This is a genomic window from Paenibacillus sp. JSM ZJ436 (assembly GCF_044383795.1).
Classification (GTDB): domain Bacteria; phylum Bacillota; class Bacilli; order Paenibacillales; family Paenibacillaceae; genus Paenibacillus_AQ; species Paenibacillus_AQ algicola.
This window is the reverse complement of the sequence record NZ_JBISEO010000002.1, coordinates 425,451-442,478: the sequence shown is the minus strand read 5'-3', so window position 1 is coordinate 442,478 and position 17,028 is coordinate 425,451. Positions and strand designations below refer to the sequence as shown.

At 54.3% G+C, this 17,028-nt stretch carries 13 protein-coding genes; 11 read left to right on the top strand and 2 right to left on the bottom strand.

From position 1 onward, the window contains the following. The first annotated feature begins 377 nt into the window (after positions 1-377). The 7 genes from ACH6EH_RS04195 to ACH6EH_RS04165 all read left to right on the top strand — a co-directional run bounded on the left by ACH6EH_RS04195 (position 378) and on the right by ACH6EH_RS04165 (position 9,318). Positions 378-1,424 carry a sugar-binding transcriptional regulator gene (locus tag ACH6EH_RS04195; RefSeq protein ID WP_397331240.1) on the top strand — a complete coding sequence of 349 codons (1,047 nt, stop codon included), beginning with the start codon at positions 378-380 and terminating at the stop codon, positions 1,422-1,424. Positions 1,425-1,529: 105 nt separating this feature from the next. Next, positions 1,530-2,534, top strand: a complete 1,005-nt coding sequence (gap, locus tag ACH6EH_RS04190) for a type I glyceraldehyde-3-phosphate dehydrogenase (RefSeq protein WP_397331239.1) — start codon at positions 1,530-1,532, stop codon at positions 2,532-2,534. 138 nt (positions 2,535-2,672) lie between these two features. Further along, positions 2,673-3,854: a phosphoglycerate kinase gene (locus ACH6EH_RS04185; RefSeq protein WP_397331238.1), complete on the top strand. Its 1,182-nt coding sequence runs from the start codon at positions 2,673-2,675 to the stop codon at positions 3,852-3,854. A gap of 91 nt (positions 3,855-3,945) precedes the next feature. Beyond that, positions 3,946-4,695 carry a triose-phosphate isomerase gene (gene tpiA, locus ACH6EH_RS04180; protein WP_138224055.1) on the top strand — a complete coding sequence of 250 codons (750 nt, stop codon included), beginning with the start codon at positions 3,946-3,948 and terminating at the stop codon, positions 4,693-4,695. A 1-nt stretch (position 4,696) separates the two neighbouring features. After that, a complete protein-coding gene (gene gpmI, locus ACH6EH_RS04175; protein ID WP_397331237.1) occupies positions 4,697-6,241 on the top strand; it encodes a 2,3-bisphosphoglycerate-independent phosphoglycerate mutase in 1,545 nt (514 codons plus the stop codon). A 72-nt stretch (positions 6,242-6,313) separates the two neighbouring features. Next, positions 6,314-7,600 (top strand): phosphopyruvate hydratase, encoded by a 1,287-nt coding sequence (gene eno, locus ACH6EH_RS04170; protein ID WP_397331236.1) that lies wholly within the window; start codon positions 6,314-6,316, stop codon positions 7,598-7,600. A 281-nt stretch (positions 7,601-7,881) separates the two neighbouring features. After that, a complete protein-coding gene (locus ACH6EH_RS04165) occupies positions 7,882-9,318 on the top strand; it encodes a hypothetical protein (RefSeq protein ID WP_397331235.1) in 1,437 nt (478 codons plus the stop codon). A gap of 122 nt (positions 9,319-9,440) precedes the next feature. Here the strand turns inward: ACH6EH_RS04165 and ACH6EH_RS04160 are convergent, their stop codons facing one another. Next, positions 9,441-11,354, bottom strand: coding sequence for a glycoside hydrolase family 127 protein (locus tag ACH6EH_RS04160; RefSeq protein WP_397331234.1), 1,914 nt, complete (start codon positions 11,352-11,354; stop codon positions 9,441-9,443). 226 nt (positions 11,355-11,580) lie between these two features. On the opposite strand from ACH6EH_RS04160, the gene ACH6EH_RS04155 reads away from it, so the two are divergent. Beyond that, positions 11,581-12,729: a mandelate racemase/muconate lactonizing enzyme family protein gene (locus tag ACH6EH_RS04155; RefSeq protein ID WP_208204283.1), complete on the top strand. Its 1,149-nt coding sequence runs from the start codon at positions 11,581-11,583 to the stop codon at positions 12,727-12,729. Positions 12,730-12,822: 93 nt separating this feature from the next. Here the strand turns inward: ACH6EH_RS04155 and ACH6EH_RS04150 are convergent, their stop codons facing one another. Further along, positions 12,823-13,611, bottom strand: a complete 789-nt coding sequence (locus ACH6EH_RS04150) for an IclR family transcriptional regulator (RefSeq protein WP_138224063.1) — start codon at positions 13,609-13,611, stop codon at positions 12,823-12,825. A 210-nt stretch (positions 13,612-13,821) separates the two neighbouring features. Between ACH6EH_RS04150 and ACH6EH_RS04145 the strand changes: the two genes are divergently transcribed. The 3 genes from ACH6EH_RS04145 (at position 13,822) to ACH6EH_RS04135 (ending at position 17,000) form a co-directional block, all read left to right on the top strand. Continuing rightward, a complete protein-coding gene (locus ACH6EH_RS04145; protein WP_397331233.1) occupies positions 13,822-15,243 on the top strand; it encodes an aldehyde dehydrogenase family protein in 1,422 nt (473 codons plus the stop codon). Positions 15,244-15,336: 93 nt separating this feature from the next. Continuing rightward, a complete protein-coding gene (locus ACH6EH_RS04140) occupies positions 15,337-16,368 on the top strand; it encodes a 2-dehydro-3-deoxygalactonokinase (protein WP_397331232.1) in 1,032 nt (343 codons plus the stop codon). Then, positions 16,365-17,000, top strand: a complete 636-nt coding sequence (locus ACH6EH_RS04135) for a bifunctional 4-hydroxy-2-oxoglutarate aldolase/2-dehydro-3-deoxy-phosphogluconate aldolase (RefSeq protein WP_138224066.1) — start codon at positions 16,365-16,367, stop codon at positions 16,998-17,000. Before ACH6EH_RS04140 ends, ACH6EH_RS04135 begins: the two co-directional genes overlap by 4 nt. Positions 17,001-17,028: the final 28 nt, after the last annotated feature.

The following is a 17,028-nucleotide window of genomic DNA, read 5'->3' as shown; positions in this document are numbered from 1 at the left end:
CCTGATCATCATATTCAATGTGCGTGAGTTCCCATGGTTTCTCAAGCGCCATTGCAACTCGAAACATCTCTGCAATCAGGTTATCTTTATTGCTAATTGGAGTCCACATCGTCATGACCACCCTATCAATATTCTTATCAGGCAGTATTGACATAATTTTTAGAAATCAGACTTCAGCCACTTAGTGTAGCGAGGAAGCTATATTTTATCTCTCATGGACATGAATAAGAAGGAGAAGGGCGGAGAAATATACTTTCGGTACACTTGCAACCGCCACGGATATTCGTTAGAATGTTAGTGGGACTGAAAAAGTTTAGCTGGGACATTTTTTGACCACCAGACCAAACTCCAAAGACGAAGTTGCGGGAGTGGAAGGTATGCGTCATTTATTAGAAATACAAGAGCAGCTTCTGCCCGATCTGATGGACACTCTGAAGCGAAGATATACGGTGCTGCGGCAGATTCGCTCTCAAGGCATGGTCGGCCGCCGAACCCTTGCAGCGTCTCTGGCTATGACCGAGCGGGTGCTGCGAGCAGAGACCGATTTCCTGAAGTCCCAGGGACTGCTGGAAATCGAGAGCCTTGGCATGCGCATCAGCCGCAGCGGCGAGTTGCTGCTGGACCAGCTGGAGCCGGCAATGAAGGACCTGTTCGGGCTGGACGATCTTGAAGAGCAGATTCGCGAGGCTTACGGGCTTCGCAAGGTCGTCGTCGTGCCAGGAGACAGCGAGTCCTCGCCGGATGTCAAGCGCGAGCTTGGCCGCGCCGGCGCGAGAGCGCTGCTGCAGGAGGCCCGCATCGGAGATACGATCGCGGTGACCGGCGGCTCCACGCTGGCTGAGGTGGCAGAGCAGATGGGCTCGCCGGCTGGCGGGCCCCTGAAGGGCGCATGGTTCGTGCCAGCGCGGGGCGGTCTCGGCGAGAGCGTGGAGATTCAGGCGAATACGATTGCTTCCAAGATGGCCAAGAAGGTGGGAGCTGAGTACCGCCTGCTGCATGTACCGGATTTACTGAGCGATGATGCGTATCAGTCCCTGGTCCAGGATCCCAATATCCAGGAAATTGTAGATTCCATTCGCAGCTCCCGGATCATTATTCACGGCATCGGGGATGCCATGGAGATGGCGCGCCGGCGCCGGCTGGGGTCCGAGGCGATGGAGGACCTCCGCAAGGAGGGAGCGGTCGCGGAATCCTTCGGCTACTATTTCAGTGAAGAAGGCACCGTTGTGCACCGCATGCTGACGCTGGGCCTCAGGCTGGAGGACATTGTCCGGACGGAGATTATTATCGGAATCGCAGGCGGGGTGAGCAAGGCAAAGGCCATTCACTCCGTGCTGAAGTTCGGACAAGAGGACATTCTGGTTCTCGATGAAGCGGCGGCCGTAGAGCTCTGTGCAAGAATTGCATGCAGGCGCGAGCCGTAGATGTTTGGAATTCACAGAATGTGTTTTTTATGAATGTGTTGTCTCGACGGGCTTTACGGTCTGTCTTGAATAAATAAAACTTTCACTATATGGAGGGAATTACTCATGGTTAAAGTAGGTATTAACGGATTTGGACGTATCGGACGTAACGTGTTCCGCGCAGCGCTGAACAACAACGATGTAGAAATCGTAGCGATCAACGACTTGACAGATGTAAGCACGCTTGCACACCTGTTGAAATACGACACGACGCACGGCAGACTGAACGCGACAGTTGAAGCTAAAGAAGGCGCGCTGATCGTAAACGGCCGCGAAGTAAAGGTATTTGCAGAGCGTAACCCTGAAGCATTGCCTTGGGGCGAGCATGGCGTTGAAATCGTAGTAGAATCCACAGGGATCTTCACAGCGAAGGAGAAAGCAGAAGCTCACCTGAAGGGCGGCGCGAAGAAGGTTATCATCTCCGCTCCGGCAACGAACGAAGACATCACGATCGTTATGGGCGTAAACGAAGACAAGTATGATGCAGCGAACCACAATGTAATCTCCAACGCATCCTGCACAACGAACTGTCTTGCTCCTTTCGCGAAAGTGCTTGACGAGCAGTTCGGTATCGTAAAAGGCATGATGACGACGGTTCATTCTTACACGAATGACCAGCAAGTACTGGATCTGCCGCATAAAGACCTGCGTCGTGCCCGTGCTGCTGCCGAGAACATCATTCCTTCCACAACGGGCGCAGCTAAAGCCGTCAGCCTGGTTCTGCCACAGCTGAAAGGCAAGCTGAACGGTATGGCTATGCGTGTACCTACGAAGAACGTTTCCGTGACAGACCTCGTGGTTGAGCTGTCCAAGAACGTAACGATGGAAGAAGTTAACGGTGCGCTGAAAGCTGCTGCTGAAGGCCCGCTGAAAGGCATCATGAACTTCTCTGAAGAGCCGCTCGTATCCAGCGACTACAACAGTGACCCAGCTTCCTCCACCATCGACTCCCTGTCCACTATGGTTGTTGGTGACAACATGGTTAAAGTCGTTTCCTGGTATGACAACGAGTGGGGCTACTCCAACCGTGTCGTTGACCTGGCTGCTTACATCGCAAGCAAAGGTCTGTAATTATTAGATTGTGCTATAAATCGAAGAGGGGTTCCCTGAGGTGCTCCTCTTTGGTTTGTAATGAAACGTTTTTTATAGAGAAAAAGAGAGCCGCCTGCTGTTGGTGAGGAGAATAGTTTTCTTAGGAGGAACGTGGAGATGAACAAGAAAAGTGTGCGTGATGTAGAAGTAAAAGGCAAAGCGGTATTTGTCCGTGTTGATTTTAATGTGCCGCTCGAAAACGGCAAAATTACCGACGACACCCGGATCCGTGAAACGCTGCCGACCATTAAGTACCTGGTAGAGCAGGGTGCGAAGGTCATTCTGGCGAGCCATATGGGCCGTCCGAAGGGCGAGGTTGTAGAAGAACTCCGCTTGACACCAGCAAGCGAGCGCCTGTCCGAGCTGCTGGGCCAGCCGGTAGCCAAAGCCGATGAGGCTGTAGGTGACGCGGTGAAATCCAAGATCCAGAGCATGCAGGCTGGAGAGGTGCTCGTGCTGGAGAACGTTCGCTTCTACCCGGGCGAAGAGAAGAATGACCCTGAGCTTGCGAAGCAATTCGCAGAGCTGGCAGACCTGTTCGTCAATGATGCGTTCGGTGCGGCTCACCGTGCCCATGCTTCTACAGAAGGCATTGCGCATCATCTTCCGGCCGTATCCGGCCTTCTGATGGAGAAAGAATTGTCCGTGCTCGGCAAGGCGCTGTCTAACCCTGATCGTCCTTTTACAGCGATCGTTGGCGGCTCCAAAGTAAAAGACAAAATCGACGTCATCAACCATCTGCTTACCCTGGCTGACAACATCATCATCGGCGGCGGCTTGACCTACACCTTCCTGAAGGCACAAGGCCATGAAATCGGCCTGTCCCTGTGCGATGATTCCAAGCTGGATACCGCACTCGGCTTCCTGGAGAAGGCGAAGGAGCTGGGCAAGAACTTCTACCTTCCGGTGGACATTGTCGTGGCTGATGACTTCAGCGCAAGTGCGAATACCCAGATCGTAGGCATCGACGGCATTCCTGCCGGCTGGGAAGGCGTGGACATCGGACCGAAGACGCGTGAGCTGTATGCCGATGTGATCAAGAACTCCAAGCTGGTCGTATGGAACGGACCTATGGGCGTGTTCGAAATCGAGCCGTTCTCCTATGGTACACGTCAGGTCGCACAGGCTTGTGCGGAGACGGAAGCGTACACGGTGATCGGCGGTGGCGATTCTGCAGCTGCGGCTGAGAAATTCCAGCTGGCAGACCGGATGGATCATATCTCTACAGGCGGCGGCGCTTCCTTAGAGTTTATGGAAGGCAAGGCGCTTCCTGGTGTTGTAGCCCTGAACGATAAGTAGTATCTTGAGATAGAGTTATTTTGACAGCAGGGGCATGCGGGCGCACAGATGAAGGTCCGGATGCTCCAGCGAATCAAAGGAGTTGAACCGTGTGAGAACACCTATTATTGCCGGCAACTGGAAGATGTTTAAGACGATTCCGGAAGCAGAAGCATTCGTGCAAGAAATCAAGAACAGCGCTGTAGAAGGTGTAGAAAGCGTGATTTGTGCGCCCTTCACTACTCTTCCTGCACTGGTAAAAGCAGCGGAAGGCACGGGCATCAAGATCGGTGCGCAGAACCTGCATTTTGAAGATCAAGGGGCATTCACAGGCGAAATCAGCGGAGGGATGCTGAAGGACCTGGGCGTGGATTATGTCATCATCGGCCATTCCGAGCGCCGCCAGTATTTCAACGAAACCGACGAGAGCGTCAACAAGAAAATGCATGCGGCATTCCGGCACGGACTGCTGCCTATCGTTTGTGTCGGCGAAAGCCTGGAAGAGCGTGAAGCTGGAAAGACGAAGGATGTGTGCAAGGTTCAGACGGAAGCTGCATTTGCAGATGTGACTGCAGAACAAGCAGTGCAGGCTATTATTGCATACGAACCGGTATGGGCCATCGGCACCGGCAAATCCTCCACTTCCCAGGACGCCAATGAAGTTATCTCCTATATCCGTGAGCTGGTACAGGGCATGTACGGGGAGAGCGTGGCTTCCCAGGTACGCATTCAGTACGGCGGCAGCGTGAAGCCGGAGAACGTGGCAGAGTATATGGGACAAAGCGACATCGACGGTGCGTTGGTCGGAGGGGCGAGCCTGCAGCCTGCTTCGTACATCCAGCTCGTTGAGGGGGCGAAGTAAGATGTCTGCATCAAGACCCGTCGCATTAATCATTATGGACGGCTTCGGCCTGCGCAACACGACTACAGGGAATGCCGTCGCCCAGGCGAATAAGCCGAATTATGACCGTTACCTGAAGCAGTATCCTAACACGACGCTCACAGCCTGCGGCGAAGCCGTAGGCTTGCCGGAAGGCCAGATGGGCAACTCCGAGGTAGGTCATCTGAATATCGGTGCCGGCCGGATCGTGTATCAGGATCTGACCCGGATTACGAAGTCGATCCGGGATGGTGAATTTTTCGAGAATGAGACGCTGGTAGGAGCTATTCGCGCTGCCAAGCAGAACAATCGGAAGCTTCATCTGTACGGCCTCGTATCGGACGGCGGCGTACACAGTCATATTGCACATCTGTTCGCGATGCTCGACCTGGCCAAGAAGGAAGAGCTGGACGAGGTTTATATCCATGCCTTTATGGATGGCCGCGATGTGGCACCGGACAGCGGGAAGCAGTTCATTCACGATCTGCTTGCCAAGATTGAAGAGGTCGGCGTGGGCAAAATTGCTACGGTATCGGGGCGTTATTTTGCCATGGACCGTGACAAGCGCTGGGATCGGGTCGAGAAGACCTATCGTGCTATGGTATATGGGGAGGGCCCGAAATATGTGGATCCTCTGCAAGCCATTCATGACTCGTATGAGAAATCGATCTATGACGAGTTCCTTGAGCCGACGGTTATGGTGGACAGCCAGGGCCAGCCGGTAGCTACGGTGGACAGCGGGGATTCGGTCATCTTCCTGAACTTCCGTCCAGACCGGGCGATTCAGCTGTCTCAGGTGTTTACGAACAAGGACTTCCCCGGCTTTGACCGCGGACCGAAGTCCCCGGAAGGGCTGCATTTCGTCTGCCTGACCCTGTTCAGTGAAACGGTAGAGGGCTTTGTTGCCTACAAGCCGAAGAACCTCGACAACACGCTTGGAGAAGTGCTCGTGCAGAACAACAAGAAGCAGCTGCGGATTGCGGAGACGGAGAAGTATCCGCATGTCACCTTTTTCTTCAGCGGCGGCCGGGATGTTGAGCTGCCGGGTGAGACTCGGGTGCTGATCAATTCGCCAAAGGTCGCTACCTATGACCTGCAGCCGGAGATGAGCGCTTACGAGGTCGCCGATGCCTGCGTGAAGGAGATTGAGGCGGATAAGCATGACGCGATCATCCTGAATTTTGCCAACCCTGATATGGTGGGACACTCCGGCATGCTGGAGCCCACGATCAAGGCCGTGGAAACGACGGATGAGTGCGTCGGCAAAGTCGTGGACGCGGTTCTTGCCAAGGGCGGCGTTGTCCTGATTACAGCGGATCACGGTAACGCGGATATGGTATTTGACGAGAACGGACGTCCGTTCACGGCACACACCACGAATCCGGTTCCGTTCATCGTTACCGATGAGAGCATCACGCTTCGGGAAGGCGGCATTCTGGCCGACATCGCTCCAACGATTCTCGATCTGATGAACCTGGAGAAGCCGCAGGAAATGACAGGCACCTCCATGATCGCGGCACGTGGATGAAACAGGCCCCCGGGCTATGGTAAGCTTACACTAACATCAAGATGAAAATATAATATAAAGGAGACTCTACTCATGACCATTATTTCTGACGTATACGCACGCGAAGTCCTGGACTCCCGCGGCAACCCGACTGTAGAGGTTGAAATTTATCTGGAATCCGGCGCCATTGGCCGCGCTATCGTACCATCCGGTGCTTCCACCGGGGTGCACGAGGCGGTTGAGCTTCGTGACGGCGACAACAGCCGCTACCTGGGTAAAGGTGTTCTGCAAGCTGTGAAGAACGTGAACGAAGTGATCGCTCCAGAAGTGATCGGCATGGACGCGCTGGATCAGGTTGGCATCGACAAGCTGATGATCGAGCTCGACGGCACGCCGAACAAAGGCAAGCTGGGCGCGAACGCGATTCTGGCAGTATCCATGGCTGTAGCCCGCGCTGCAGCAGATGCGCTGGATCTCCCATTGTATGCTTACCTGGGCGGCTTCAACGCGAAGCAGCTTCCGGTTCCGATGATGAACATCGTTAACGGCGGTGCTCATGCGGACAACAACGTAGACGTTCAAGAGTTCATGGTTCTGCCTGTCGGCGCTGAATCCTTCAAGGAAGCGCTGCGTATGGGCGCTGAAATCTTCCACAACCTGAAGTCCGTACTGAAAAGTAAAGGCCTCAACACGGCTGTTGGCGACGAGGGCGGCTTCGCACCGAACTTCACGTCCAACGAGGACGCACTGTCTTCCATTATCGAAGCGATCGAGAAAGCCGGCTACAAGCCAGGCGAAGATGTATTGCTCGGTATGGACGTAGCTTCCACAGAATTTTTCAAAGACGGCAAATACGAGCTGGAAGGCGAAGGCAAGTCCTATACGCCTGCAGAGTTCGTAGACCTTCTGGCTTCCTGGGTAGACAAATACCCGATCGTTACGATCGAGGACGGCTGCTCCGAGGACGATTGGGAAGGCTGGAAGCTGCTGACTGAGAAGCTGGGTGACAAAATCCAGCTGGTGGGTGACGATCTGTTCGTAACGAACACCGAGCGTCTGGGCAGAGGCATTCAAGAAGGTATCGGTAACTCCATCCTGATCAAAGTAAACCAAATCGGTACGCTGACGGAAACCTTTGACGCTATCGAAATGGCGAAGCGCGCAGGCTACACAGCTGTAATCTCCCACCGTTCCGGCGAGTCCGAGGACAGCACGATTGCAGACATCGCAGTGGCAACCAATGCGGGTCAGATCAAGACCGGTGCTCCATCCCGTACCGACCGCGTAGCGAAGTACAACCAGCTGCTCCGCATTGAGGACATGCTGGGTGAGCTCGCTCAGTACAACGGCCTGAAGTCGTTCTACAACTTGAAGAAGTAATTGAAGCCAAGCCCGGTTCCCTGCTCTAGCAGGTGAAGCCGGGCTTTTTTTTGTCATGGAGAAGCCTATTTCACGATAACCAAATATAAAAGTATTGACTATATATAAACTCGGATGTATATTCTTACTAGAGACAGCTCTTTTTGCTGTTTCAAATGTAAGCGCTATATAAATATAGTATGAAGTATAGCGCGATGTAATCGGGAAGGGAGAGGATGACACAAGAACGAGAAAGGCCGCAAGCTGCAGGATCAATTTTAGGATGATAGAGGAGGACTATAATGAAAAAGCGTTCATGGTTAAGTAAAGCCTGTCTGGCTGTGGTACTGGTGCTGACCGCGGGAATGACTCCCGCCCCGGCATCTGCAGCGGTGGGAGATCCCGCGACCTTCCAGGGCATCGGCACCACGTCTTACGGCGGCAAGGTGTACTTCGAGAATAAAGTAACGGCGGGAAATAAAAAGCTGGTATCGCCTGGAGAGAGTCTCAGCTCGATTCAAGCCAAGCTGGATGGCGGCGGCATTATCCAGTTCGCTGCAGGAACGTACAATCTGGGTACAATGAAAATTAATAAATCCAACACGAGAATTGAAGTGAACCAGGGAGCCGTCTTCAATATGTCGAGCAATATTTTGTTCGATATTCGCCCGGCAACGGTGGATGCGCCCCGTATTCAGAATATTGAGCTGTCCTCCATCGGCCCGGGCCGCTTCACAATCAATACCAAGGGCAATAAAGGCGGGGACAAGCGTCCCGTGCGCCTCACGAACGTCAAGAACTTCGCGGTCTCGGGCATTCATATTAACGGGAATTATGAAGGCCAGCCGTTCGTCGTGCTTGTACCTTATCAGGATGGCAGTCCCGGCAGGCTGCTGGTGAACGGGGAGCAGATCTATAACCCGATCTTTGGCCTGGTTCCGACGCAAGGCGTGGTACAGGATGTCAGTGCGACTAAGATTCACGGCGGCTATGCTACGGTGCAGCTGTTTGCAGGCGATAATGTTCTGCTCCGCAACATCGACGGAGAGAACGGCGTTACCGTCCGCCTGGAGCCAGGCAGCGGCAAGGACACAGACAATACCAGCATGTCCGGACCGAACCTGGGCGCAATCCGCAATGTTGAGCTGGTCAATGTCCACAACAAGAACGGCTTTGCGGCGGTGTATCTGAAAGCGCATGCGAAGGTAAACCGGGACATTACGCTAACGAATATTACGGCTACAGACAGTGCCTTTGCGATTCATTCCGATGTGTCCGAGTTCCATGCGGATGATAAGGTGACCGTAACCTATAACGGACAAACCTATGATGTTCACCGCGACCGCGGCCGCTTCGAGAATGTGAAGCTGAAGGGCAATATCAAGCTGACGAAGCAAAGCCCGAACAAGCTGGCGTGGTTCGCAATTTCAGACCTGTTCTATATCGACTACAACAAGCGTGAGGGCAATGGAGATTACAGCGACTATGCTGTGTCTATCTGCGGCACGAAGCGGATCACCTCGCCGGTCGTTCCCGTGCTGATGCTGTCCCATGAGTACCGCAGTGATACAACCTTCAGTGTCGAGCGCGGAACCTACACGCTGGACTACAGCAATGCTAACATCCAGTCGGTCGGCTTCAGTCATTCTCTGGCTACAAACGGCGGCGTGCTGTATCGGGAGGATGCCAGAAACAAGAACAATCAGCCTCTGACCGATGCACAGATCAAGGATTACTAGGTTAGATGCAAAAAAGGCAGCGGCCGGGAGAACCGGCTCGCTGCCTCTTTCATTTCTTGAATGAATCAAAAAAATCCGGCCGCCCTCTACTATACTGCAGAGGGCGGCCGCTTTATAATCTGCTAAATCAGTGGCAGCCAGACCGACATATCGCTATGCCCGCGATTGTTCCAGGCGTAGTAAGGGACGAGGCTGATCTGGATGTCTTCGGTCTGTACAGGCGAGAACGGCTTGTACAGTGCATCGCTATGATCCGCAGCGGGAAGCTTCACAGCCGTTCCCTGAAGACGGGCTACACCGCCCAGCAGCTCCCCGTCGTACTGGGCGCTCAGCTGGATCTGATGCGGGATCCGGATTTGATCGATGCCAGTGCCTTCCGGAAGATCAATGCTCTCCAGGCAGTAGACGAAAGGACCGTATGTGAAAGCGACTTGTCCGCGCGCTTCCTCAACCATCGGATTCGCTGCGATCATGCGGATCTGCATAGGCAGGACAAGCTCAATAACGTCGCCTGACTTCCAGGCCTGACGGATCTCGAAATAGCTTCCTGCCGCAACGCCTTCCAGCGCCTTGCCGTTAACCTTCACAGAAGCTTTTTCCGCCCAGGCCGGAATGCGCAGGAAGATGGAGGTTTCCTCACTCAGGCTGCTCTTCACGGTCAACGAGACGGTTTCCTCGGCCGGAAAGGCAGTCTGCACGTCCAGCTCCAATGTTTCTCCGGATTCCAGAACCGTCTTCAGCTCATTGCCGCTGTAGAGATGAACGTACAAGCCTTCACTGGATTGTCCGTAAGCCCATTGATTCAGCTTGGCTACTGTACGCAGCACCTGCGGCGGGCAGCAGTAGCAGGTATGGGTGAACCAGCGCTGCGTCCGGAAATGCTGGGTCTGCAGCGAGGAGTGGTTAAACAGCTTGCCGCCGCGCGTTTCCAGCGGGTTGGTGTAGCAGAAATGATGGCCGTCAATGGACATGGAGCCCAGCAGGTTGTTATATACGACTCTTTCAAAGACATCCATATATTTAGGATTCTGAGTCAGGTCAAACATCCGCATAGACCACATGGCATTCCCGATGTTCGCGCACGTTTCGGTATATGCGGAACGGTTCGGAAGATGATAGTCCGTGCCAAAGGCTTCCCAGATTTTGTCCCCGTTCGGAGAAAGACCATTGTAGATGGAGCCGATGCCGCCGGTGATGTACATTTTTTTGAGGTACATGTTGTCCCAGATCTTCTCCAGCGCGTTCATAATTGCTTCCTCTTGAGTATGAGCATACACATCCGCCGCCCCGGCATACAGATACACCGCAGTTACCGCATGGCCAGTGGCCTCAGACTCTTCACGAAGCGGAGTGCGGTCCTGGTTCTGATCCTCGCCGCCGTAGCCTGCGCCTCTCATAGTCATGAAAATATCAGCCAGCTTCAGGTGCTGCTCATTGCCTGTAATGCGGTACAAATCCACCAGGCCCATAATGTTGGACGGGTTCCAGCCGTAGTGGATCAGATGCTTCGGACAAGGATTGAAGGTATGATTCAAATAGTCCGCCGCTTTGATCGCAACGTTCAGGAAATTGTCCTTGCCGGTCGCTGTGTGGTGTACGCATGCAGCAGTCAGGAGATGACCAAAGTTATAATCCTCGTGAAAAATCCGCTGTCCCCAGCGCTGCTTATGGCTAAGCTGGACGTTGGTGCTGATATAACCGTCATCGTCCTGAGCCTTGGCGATAAAGCCGATATACTTGTCCATCTTCTCATCCAGTTTAGGGTCTTTCGTCAGCGCATAAACATGTGCACACGCTTCCAGGAACTTGTAGCAGTCACCGTCAGACCAGTCCTCACCATAATGTCTGTCGGATTTCAGGCCGGCAGCCACTTCGAAGTTAGGCATATAGGCACCGTTCTCCTTGACCTGGAGCGCCTCCTCCATCGAGTCGATCATTTCGTGGTGCGCAAGTCCAAAGCGGTCCGCCCAGAATCCGGACGTCCAGCGGGCATCTGTCATTTGAAGAGGTTTTACTTTACGAATGTCATGTTTCAAGGGTAGCCCTCCTGTAGAAAAAAGTAATGTTATTACAGCCATTGTAGTCTCATTCCCCTTCCCCCTCCATGCAGTAGAAAGAACAAAAGTAGTACTATTTTTACCTGTTAGGGCTAGAAGCAATGGTTGCGTTTACAATCTCCCGCTATTTAAATATAAATAGGCAATTGACATAAAAATCATATAGATATACATTGGTAAAAAAATAGTACCCTGGAGGTTTCCCATGAACATTACGGATCTGCGCGTGCACATTCTTACATCTCCGCTGGATGAGCCCTTTTACTTCTCGCAAGGCTGGGTGCACCAGCGTTCCTCGGTTATTGTAGAAATTCAGACAGATGAAGGCATTACCGGCTGGGGTGAATGCCTGTGCCATGGGCTGCAGCCGCCGGAAATTGCCGGAGCGTTTATCCGCCATGCGTTTGCTCCGCTGCTGATCGGCAGAAATCCATTCGACTCTGATGTGCTGTGGGAGGAAATGTACAATAAATCAAGACCCTACGGACAGGGCGGGGCGGCTGTGAATGCCATTAGCGGGATTGATATCGCCCTGTGGGACATTAAAGGGAAAGCATGCGGCCAGCCGGTCAGCCGGCTGCTTGGCGGCATGTACCGTCAAGAGGTCATGCCTTATGCGACAGGGTTTTACCGGACCGAGAAGGGGCGTTATCCTGAGGATGGAGTAGAGGAGGCGCTTCGCCATAAAGAGAACGGGCTGCGTGCGATGAAGCTGAAGATCGGCTTCGGCATAGAGGAGGATCTCGCGCTCATTTCTGCCGTGCGGGAAGCCATCGGGCCTGACGTACGGCTGATGGCTGATGCCAACGGAGCGTACAATGCGGGCCTCGCCCGAAGACTGATGCTGGAGTGCCGCGAGCAGAAGCTGTATTTCCTGGAAGAGCTGCTGGCACCGGAGGATCAGGAGGGATATCTGTCCATTCGCCACCTCACCGGCACCCTGATCGCCGCCGGCGAGAATCTGTTCGGCAAAACGGGCTACCGGAGCTGGATTTCGCAAGGAGCGCTGGATATTTTGCAGCCGGATCTGTGCTCGGCCGGAGGGTTTACCGAGTGCCGCAAAATTGCAGCCATGGCGCAGGCGTGGAATACGATGGTCATCCCGCACGTCTGGGGCTCCGGCATTGGCCTTGCGGCCTCGCTGCAGTTCATCGCTACCCTGGCTCCGGCCCCTCTCGCACTGGCTCCGGAGGAGCCCATGCTGGAGTACGACCAGTCCTCCCATCCGTTCCGGGCCGCGCTGATCCATAATGCCATCACCCTGCAGAACGGGATGGTTGCCATTCCAACGGCACCGGGCCTTGGTGTTGAGATTAACCGAGATATTATTGAGCAGTACGGCACCACGATATAAACAAGCCCTGCACATACAACAAACAGTCCCGGCACCATATGGTGCCGGGACTATTGTCATCTGCTGGCCAATGCGCCAGGACGCGTCAAGCTGTTAAGCCTTCCGTGAAGCATCGTAGCCCAGCAGCTCGGAAATGTGCCGGGCCTGCTCCAGCAGCTTCTTGTTATAGCGGTTCATATGATCCTTGGACATCCGGAAGATCGGGCCGGAAATACCGATCGCGCCCTCGATCTCGCCGACAGCGTTAAAGATCGGCGCTCCGAGGCAGCGCAGCCCTTCGCAGGATTCCTCCATGTCGGTCGCATAGCCGGTCTCGCGGATCTGCTCCAGCTGCTCCTTCAGCCTGGAAGGATGTGCAATCGAGGAGGAGGTAACGGGCGTCAGCTCGTTATGCTCCAGGTATTGCTCCAGCACGCTGGGCGGGCTGAAGGCGAGCAGGCATTTGCCCATCGCCGAGGTGTGGGAAGGGTACTCCAGGCCCACCGTGGACAGAAACTTGATCGGCTCCAGGCTCTCCAGCTGATCCACCACGAGCGTCCGGCCGAGGGAGCCCAGCTTGGTGAGCAGGGTGGTTTCCCGGGTGTAGTCGCGCAGGAGCAGCATGGACGCTTCCGCAATATTCTTCAGCGCAATCCGGTTACCGATGGAGCTGCCGAGATAATACAGCTTGCCGGTCAGCTGGTACGAGCTGTCCAACGGGTTTTTTTGAATAAACTTCTTGTCCTCCAGCTCCTTCATAATCCGAAAGACCGAGTTGGACGAAATGCTCAGCCGCTGACTCAATTCAGTGACTGAGAAATACTTGTTCTCTTTTGCCATTAACTCCAAAATGTCCAGCATCTTCTCCGCAGCGGGAGCTTTATACTTCTTGGTCGTTGTCATGATTGAAGAGCCGCCTCCGACTTCCTGTTCTTTCGTTACTCATACTAGGGATTATACCATAAATGAAGCCCAATCATTGTAGAAAACGCATTCATTGCGTGAACTATATATAAAAACTACCTCAATATTTAAAGTTAAGCATTGACAGCTGAAAACGCTGTCGTTATCATTTAAATATAGAATACAAATTTAAAAATGGAGTTGGAGGCAATGTACAGTCATTATATTGGTGGAATTGCCGTAGAGGGTCTGGGCGATGTGATGTCGGTCCACAATCCTGCGACAGAGGAGCTGGCCGGAGAACTGCGCATGGCCACAGAAGCTCAAGCCGAAGCTGCATTAAAGAGCGCCGAGAAGGCATTCCCGGCATGGTCCAAAACTCCGCTGCTGCAGCGTGGAGAGTGGATGGAGCGTCTGGCACAAGCGATTGAGGAGAAGCGGGAGCAGATCCTGGATGTGCTGATGAGCGAGACCGGCAAGCCGCTGGCTCAAGCGGAAGAGGATTTCGACATGCTGCCCCGCTGCCTGCGTTACTATTATGAGGAAGCCAAACGCCTGCATGGACGAATTATTGAAGACGAAGACAATTCATATATGAATCTGATCAAAAGACAGCCGGTCGGCGTCGTTGTCGGCTATCTGGCCTGGAACTTTCCGATGCTGAACCTTGCCTACAAGCTCGGTCCGGTGCTAGCCTCGGGCTGCACCTGCGTGCTGAAGCCGTCGCCGTTAACACCGCTCTCGACACTAATGATCGGTGCAATCGCTGAAGAAATCGGATTCCCGGCAGGTGTCATCAATGTCATTACCGGGGACACGCTGAAGCTCGCGGCCGTGATGAATCAGAGCACGATTCCGCGGATGATCACGTTGATCGGCTCAACCGCGGCCGGCAAAGCGATCATCGGGCAATCCAATACGTCGATCAAGCGCTATTCGCTGGAGCTGGGAGGCAATGCGCCGGCCATCGTGCTTGCGGATGCTGATCTGGAGCAGGCTGCGAGCCAGCTGGTATCCCTGAAGTTCGGGAACGCCGGTCAGATCTGTGTCTCACCGAACCGCGTCTTTGTTCACGAATCCGTGCAGGAGGCTTTCAAAGCAAAGGTTGTAGAGAAGACGAAGCAGATCACTCTGGGCTGGGGACGGGAGTCCGGCGCTGGTATGGGCCCAATGATTACAGATGGGCACCGGAGCCGGGTACAGAAGCTGATTGCTTCTGCATTAGCGGCAGGAGCGGCCATTGAAGCTGGCGGCAGCGTACCTGCAGACAAGAGCAAAGGCTACTATCTGGAGCCGACAGTCATCAGCGGCGTGCGCCCGGATATGGATATTTTCAAGGAAGAGATCTTCGGTCCGGTGCTGTCGCTGATGACGTTCCGGGAGGTTGAGGAGGTCGTCAAGGAAGCGAACAGCACGGAGTTCGGCCTTGCTTCCTATGTGTTCGGCACGAATCTGCAGCATATTCTGTACATTTCGGAGTCGCTGGAGGCCGGAACGGTATGTGTCAACGGTCCGCACTACACTGTAGCACTTCCGCATGGCGGCATGAAGGAGAGCGGCGTCGGTAAAGACTGCTCCACTTACAGCCTGGAGGAGTACTACTACATCAAGCGTATTTCTATTCGTAAATAGGATTCAACCATAAGGGATCCCATCAAGCGGGGGCGGGCTGAGACACATCTGCCCGTCCCTTGCTGTTTATTTAGGGATTTAGGGGGAAGCAATGTGAAGCTGTTAGTCATTGACTGTGGGACGACCAACTGCCGGATGAGGCTGCTGGATCACCATACACTGGTTGCAAGCATAAAGAAGCCGGCCGGGGCCAAGGATGTGGCGATTGCCGGCAGCAGCGAGCCGTTAAAGGCTGCATTGAAAGAAAGCTATACTGAGCTGTGCGCGCTCCATCCTGAGCTTATGTCACAGGTGGAGGCGGTGGTTGCCTCCGGCATGATCACGTCGAACGCCGGGCTGCATGAAGTGGCTCATGTGCCGGGGCCGGTGGATGGCAGAGCTGTAGCAGCACGGATGGAGCAGCAGCTGTTCGCTGATGTTATTCCCCACCCGATCCTGTTCGTACCGGGCATTAAATTCATTCGGGAGCCGGAAGAGGAATGTGATATGATGCGGGGAGAAGAGACGGAGCTATGCGGATATTTGAGTCGCTATGCAGCACAGGATCACGATGTATCCTTCCTGGCAGAGAGAGACAAGGAGCATCCGATCCGCCGTGACGACGGCCAGCTCGTGATGCATTACGGCTCTCACCATAAATGGATGAAGGTGCGCGGATCATCCATCGAGGGCTGCCTGACCTCTGTGTCCGGGGAGCTTCTGATGGCCGTGTCCCAGCATACCATCCTGAAGGACAGCGTGCTTTCGCTGGACGAGGTGGTGCCGGAGCTTCCCTGGGTACAGAAGGGGCTTCAGGCAGCCCGGACATATGGCACGGGTCATGCGCTCTTCTCGGTACGGACCCTGCGGCTGTTATCCGGCCACAGCAAGGGGGCAGTAAGCAGCTTCTTGCTGGGCGTGGTGATCGCCATGGATCTGGCCATGCTTACTCCGTACCTGCTGGAAGGCGTGGAGCGGATTGTGCTCTATGGTAAACCGCTGTATCCGTCGCTCACAGCCCCGATTCTCGCTGAAGCCTATCCCGGACTGCAGATTGAAGTCATTTCCGAGGAGGAGTCCGACTTGCTGAGCGTGTACGGAGCTGCTGCGCTGTATCAATATTACATGGGAGGTTTGACGTCATGACAAAGACTGTACAGGAAAATATCGAGCAGCATCAAATCATTGCTATTTTAAGGAATGTTCCCCCGGACCGCTTGAACAAGGTGATGGAGGCCCTGTACGCCGGCGGAGTACGCCTGGCTGAAATTACGCTGAATTCGGAGGGTGCGCTGTCTGGCATTGCCGAGATGAGAGCAGCCTTCGAGGGACGCATGCGAATTGGAGCCGGCACGGTCATGAACGCTCAGGATGCCAAGGAGGCCATGGCGGCGGGAGCAGAGTTCCTGATCTCCCCTCACGTCAGCGAGGCGGTGATTGAGAGCGCTCTTGCGCGCGAGGTGCTGCCGCTTCCCGGTGCCATGACACCGACAGAGGTCGTGCGGGCGATGGAAGCGGGTGCCAGGTACGTGAAACTGTTCCCGTGCTCTTCCTTCGGACCCAGCTATGTGAAGGAAATCCTGGCTCCGTTAAATCAGGCGAAGATTATTGCCGTCGGCGGTGTGAATGCGCAGAATGCCCGGGAGTATATTGGAAATGGCGCAGTCGGTGTCGGCCTGGGCAGCAGCCTGGTTACGATGAAGGAAATTCATGCCGGTGATTATGGAAGCATTGAGTCCAATACTGCCAAGATGGTGCAAAGCCTCTCCGGTAATTAAGTCGGGCCCGGCGCGGCTTCAAGGTAAG

What these genes read in the sequence shown, in the direction of transcription:
- ACH6EH_RS04195 (WP_397331240.1), top strand. Translation starts at nt 378, where the DNA reads ATGCGTCATTTATTAGAAATACAAGAGCAGCTTCTGCCCGATCTGATG.
- gap (WP_397331239.1), top strand. Translation starts at nt 1,530, where the DNA reads ATGGTTAAAGTAGGTATTAACGGATTTGGACGTATCGGACGTAACGTG.
- ACH6EH_RS04185 (WP_397331238.1), top strand. Translation starts at nt 2,673, where the DNA reads ATGAACAAGAAAAGTGTGCGTGATGTAGAAGTAAAAGGCAAAGCGGTA.
- gpmI (WP_397331237.1), top strand. Translation starts at nt 4,697, where the DNA reads ATGTCTGCATCAAGACCCGTCGCATTAATCATTATGGACGGCTTCGGC.
- eno (WP_397331236.1), top strand. Translation starts at nt 6,314, where the DNA reads ATGACCATTATTTCTGACGTATACGCACGCGAAGTCCTGGACTCCCGC.
- ACH6EH_RS04165 (WP_397331235.1), top strand. Translation starts at nt 7,882, where the DNA reads ATGAAAAAGCGTTCATGGTTAAGTAAAGCCTGTCTGGCTGTGGTACTG.
- ACH6EH_RS04155 (WP_208204283.1), top strand. Translation starts at nt 11,581, where the DNA reads ATGAACATTACGGATCTGCGCGTGCACATTCTTACATCTCCGCTGGAT.
- ACH6EH_RS04150 (WP_138224063.1), bottom strand. Translation starts at nt 13,611, where the DNA reads ATGACAACGACCAAGAAGTATAAAGCTCCCGCTGCGGAGAAGATGCTG.
- ACH6EH_RS04145 (WP_397331233.1), top strand. Translation starts at nt 13,822, where the DNA reads ATGTACAGTCATTATATTGGTGGAATTGCCGTAGAGGGTCTGGGCGAT.
- ACH6EH_RS04135 (WP_138224066.1), top strand. Translation starts at nt 16,365, where the DNA reads ATGACAAAGACTGTACAGGAAAATATCGAGCAGCATCAAATCATTGCT.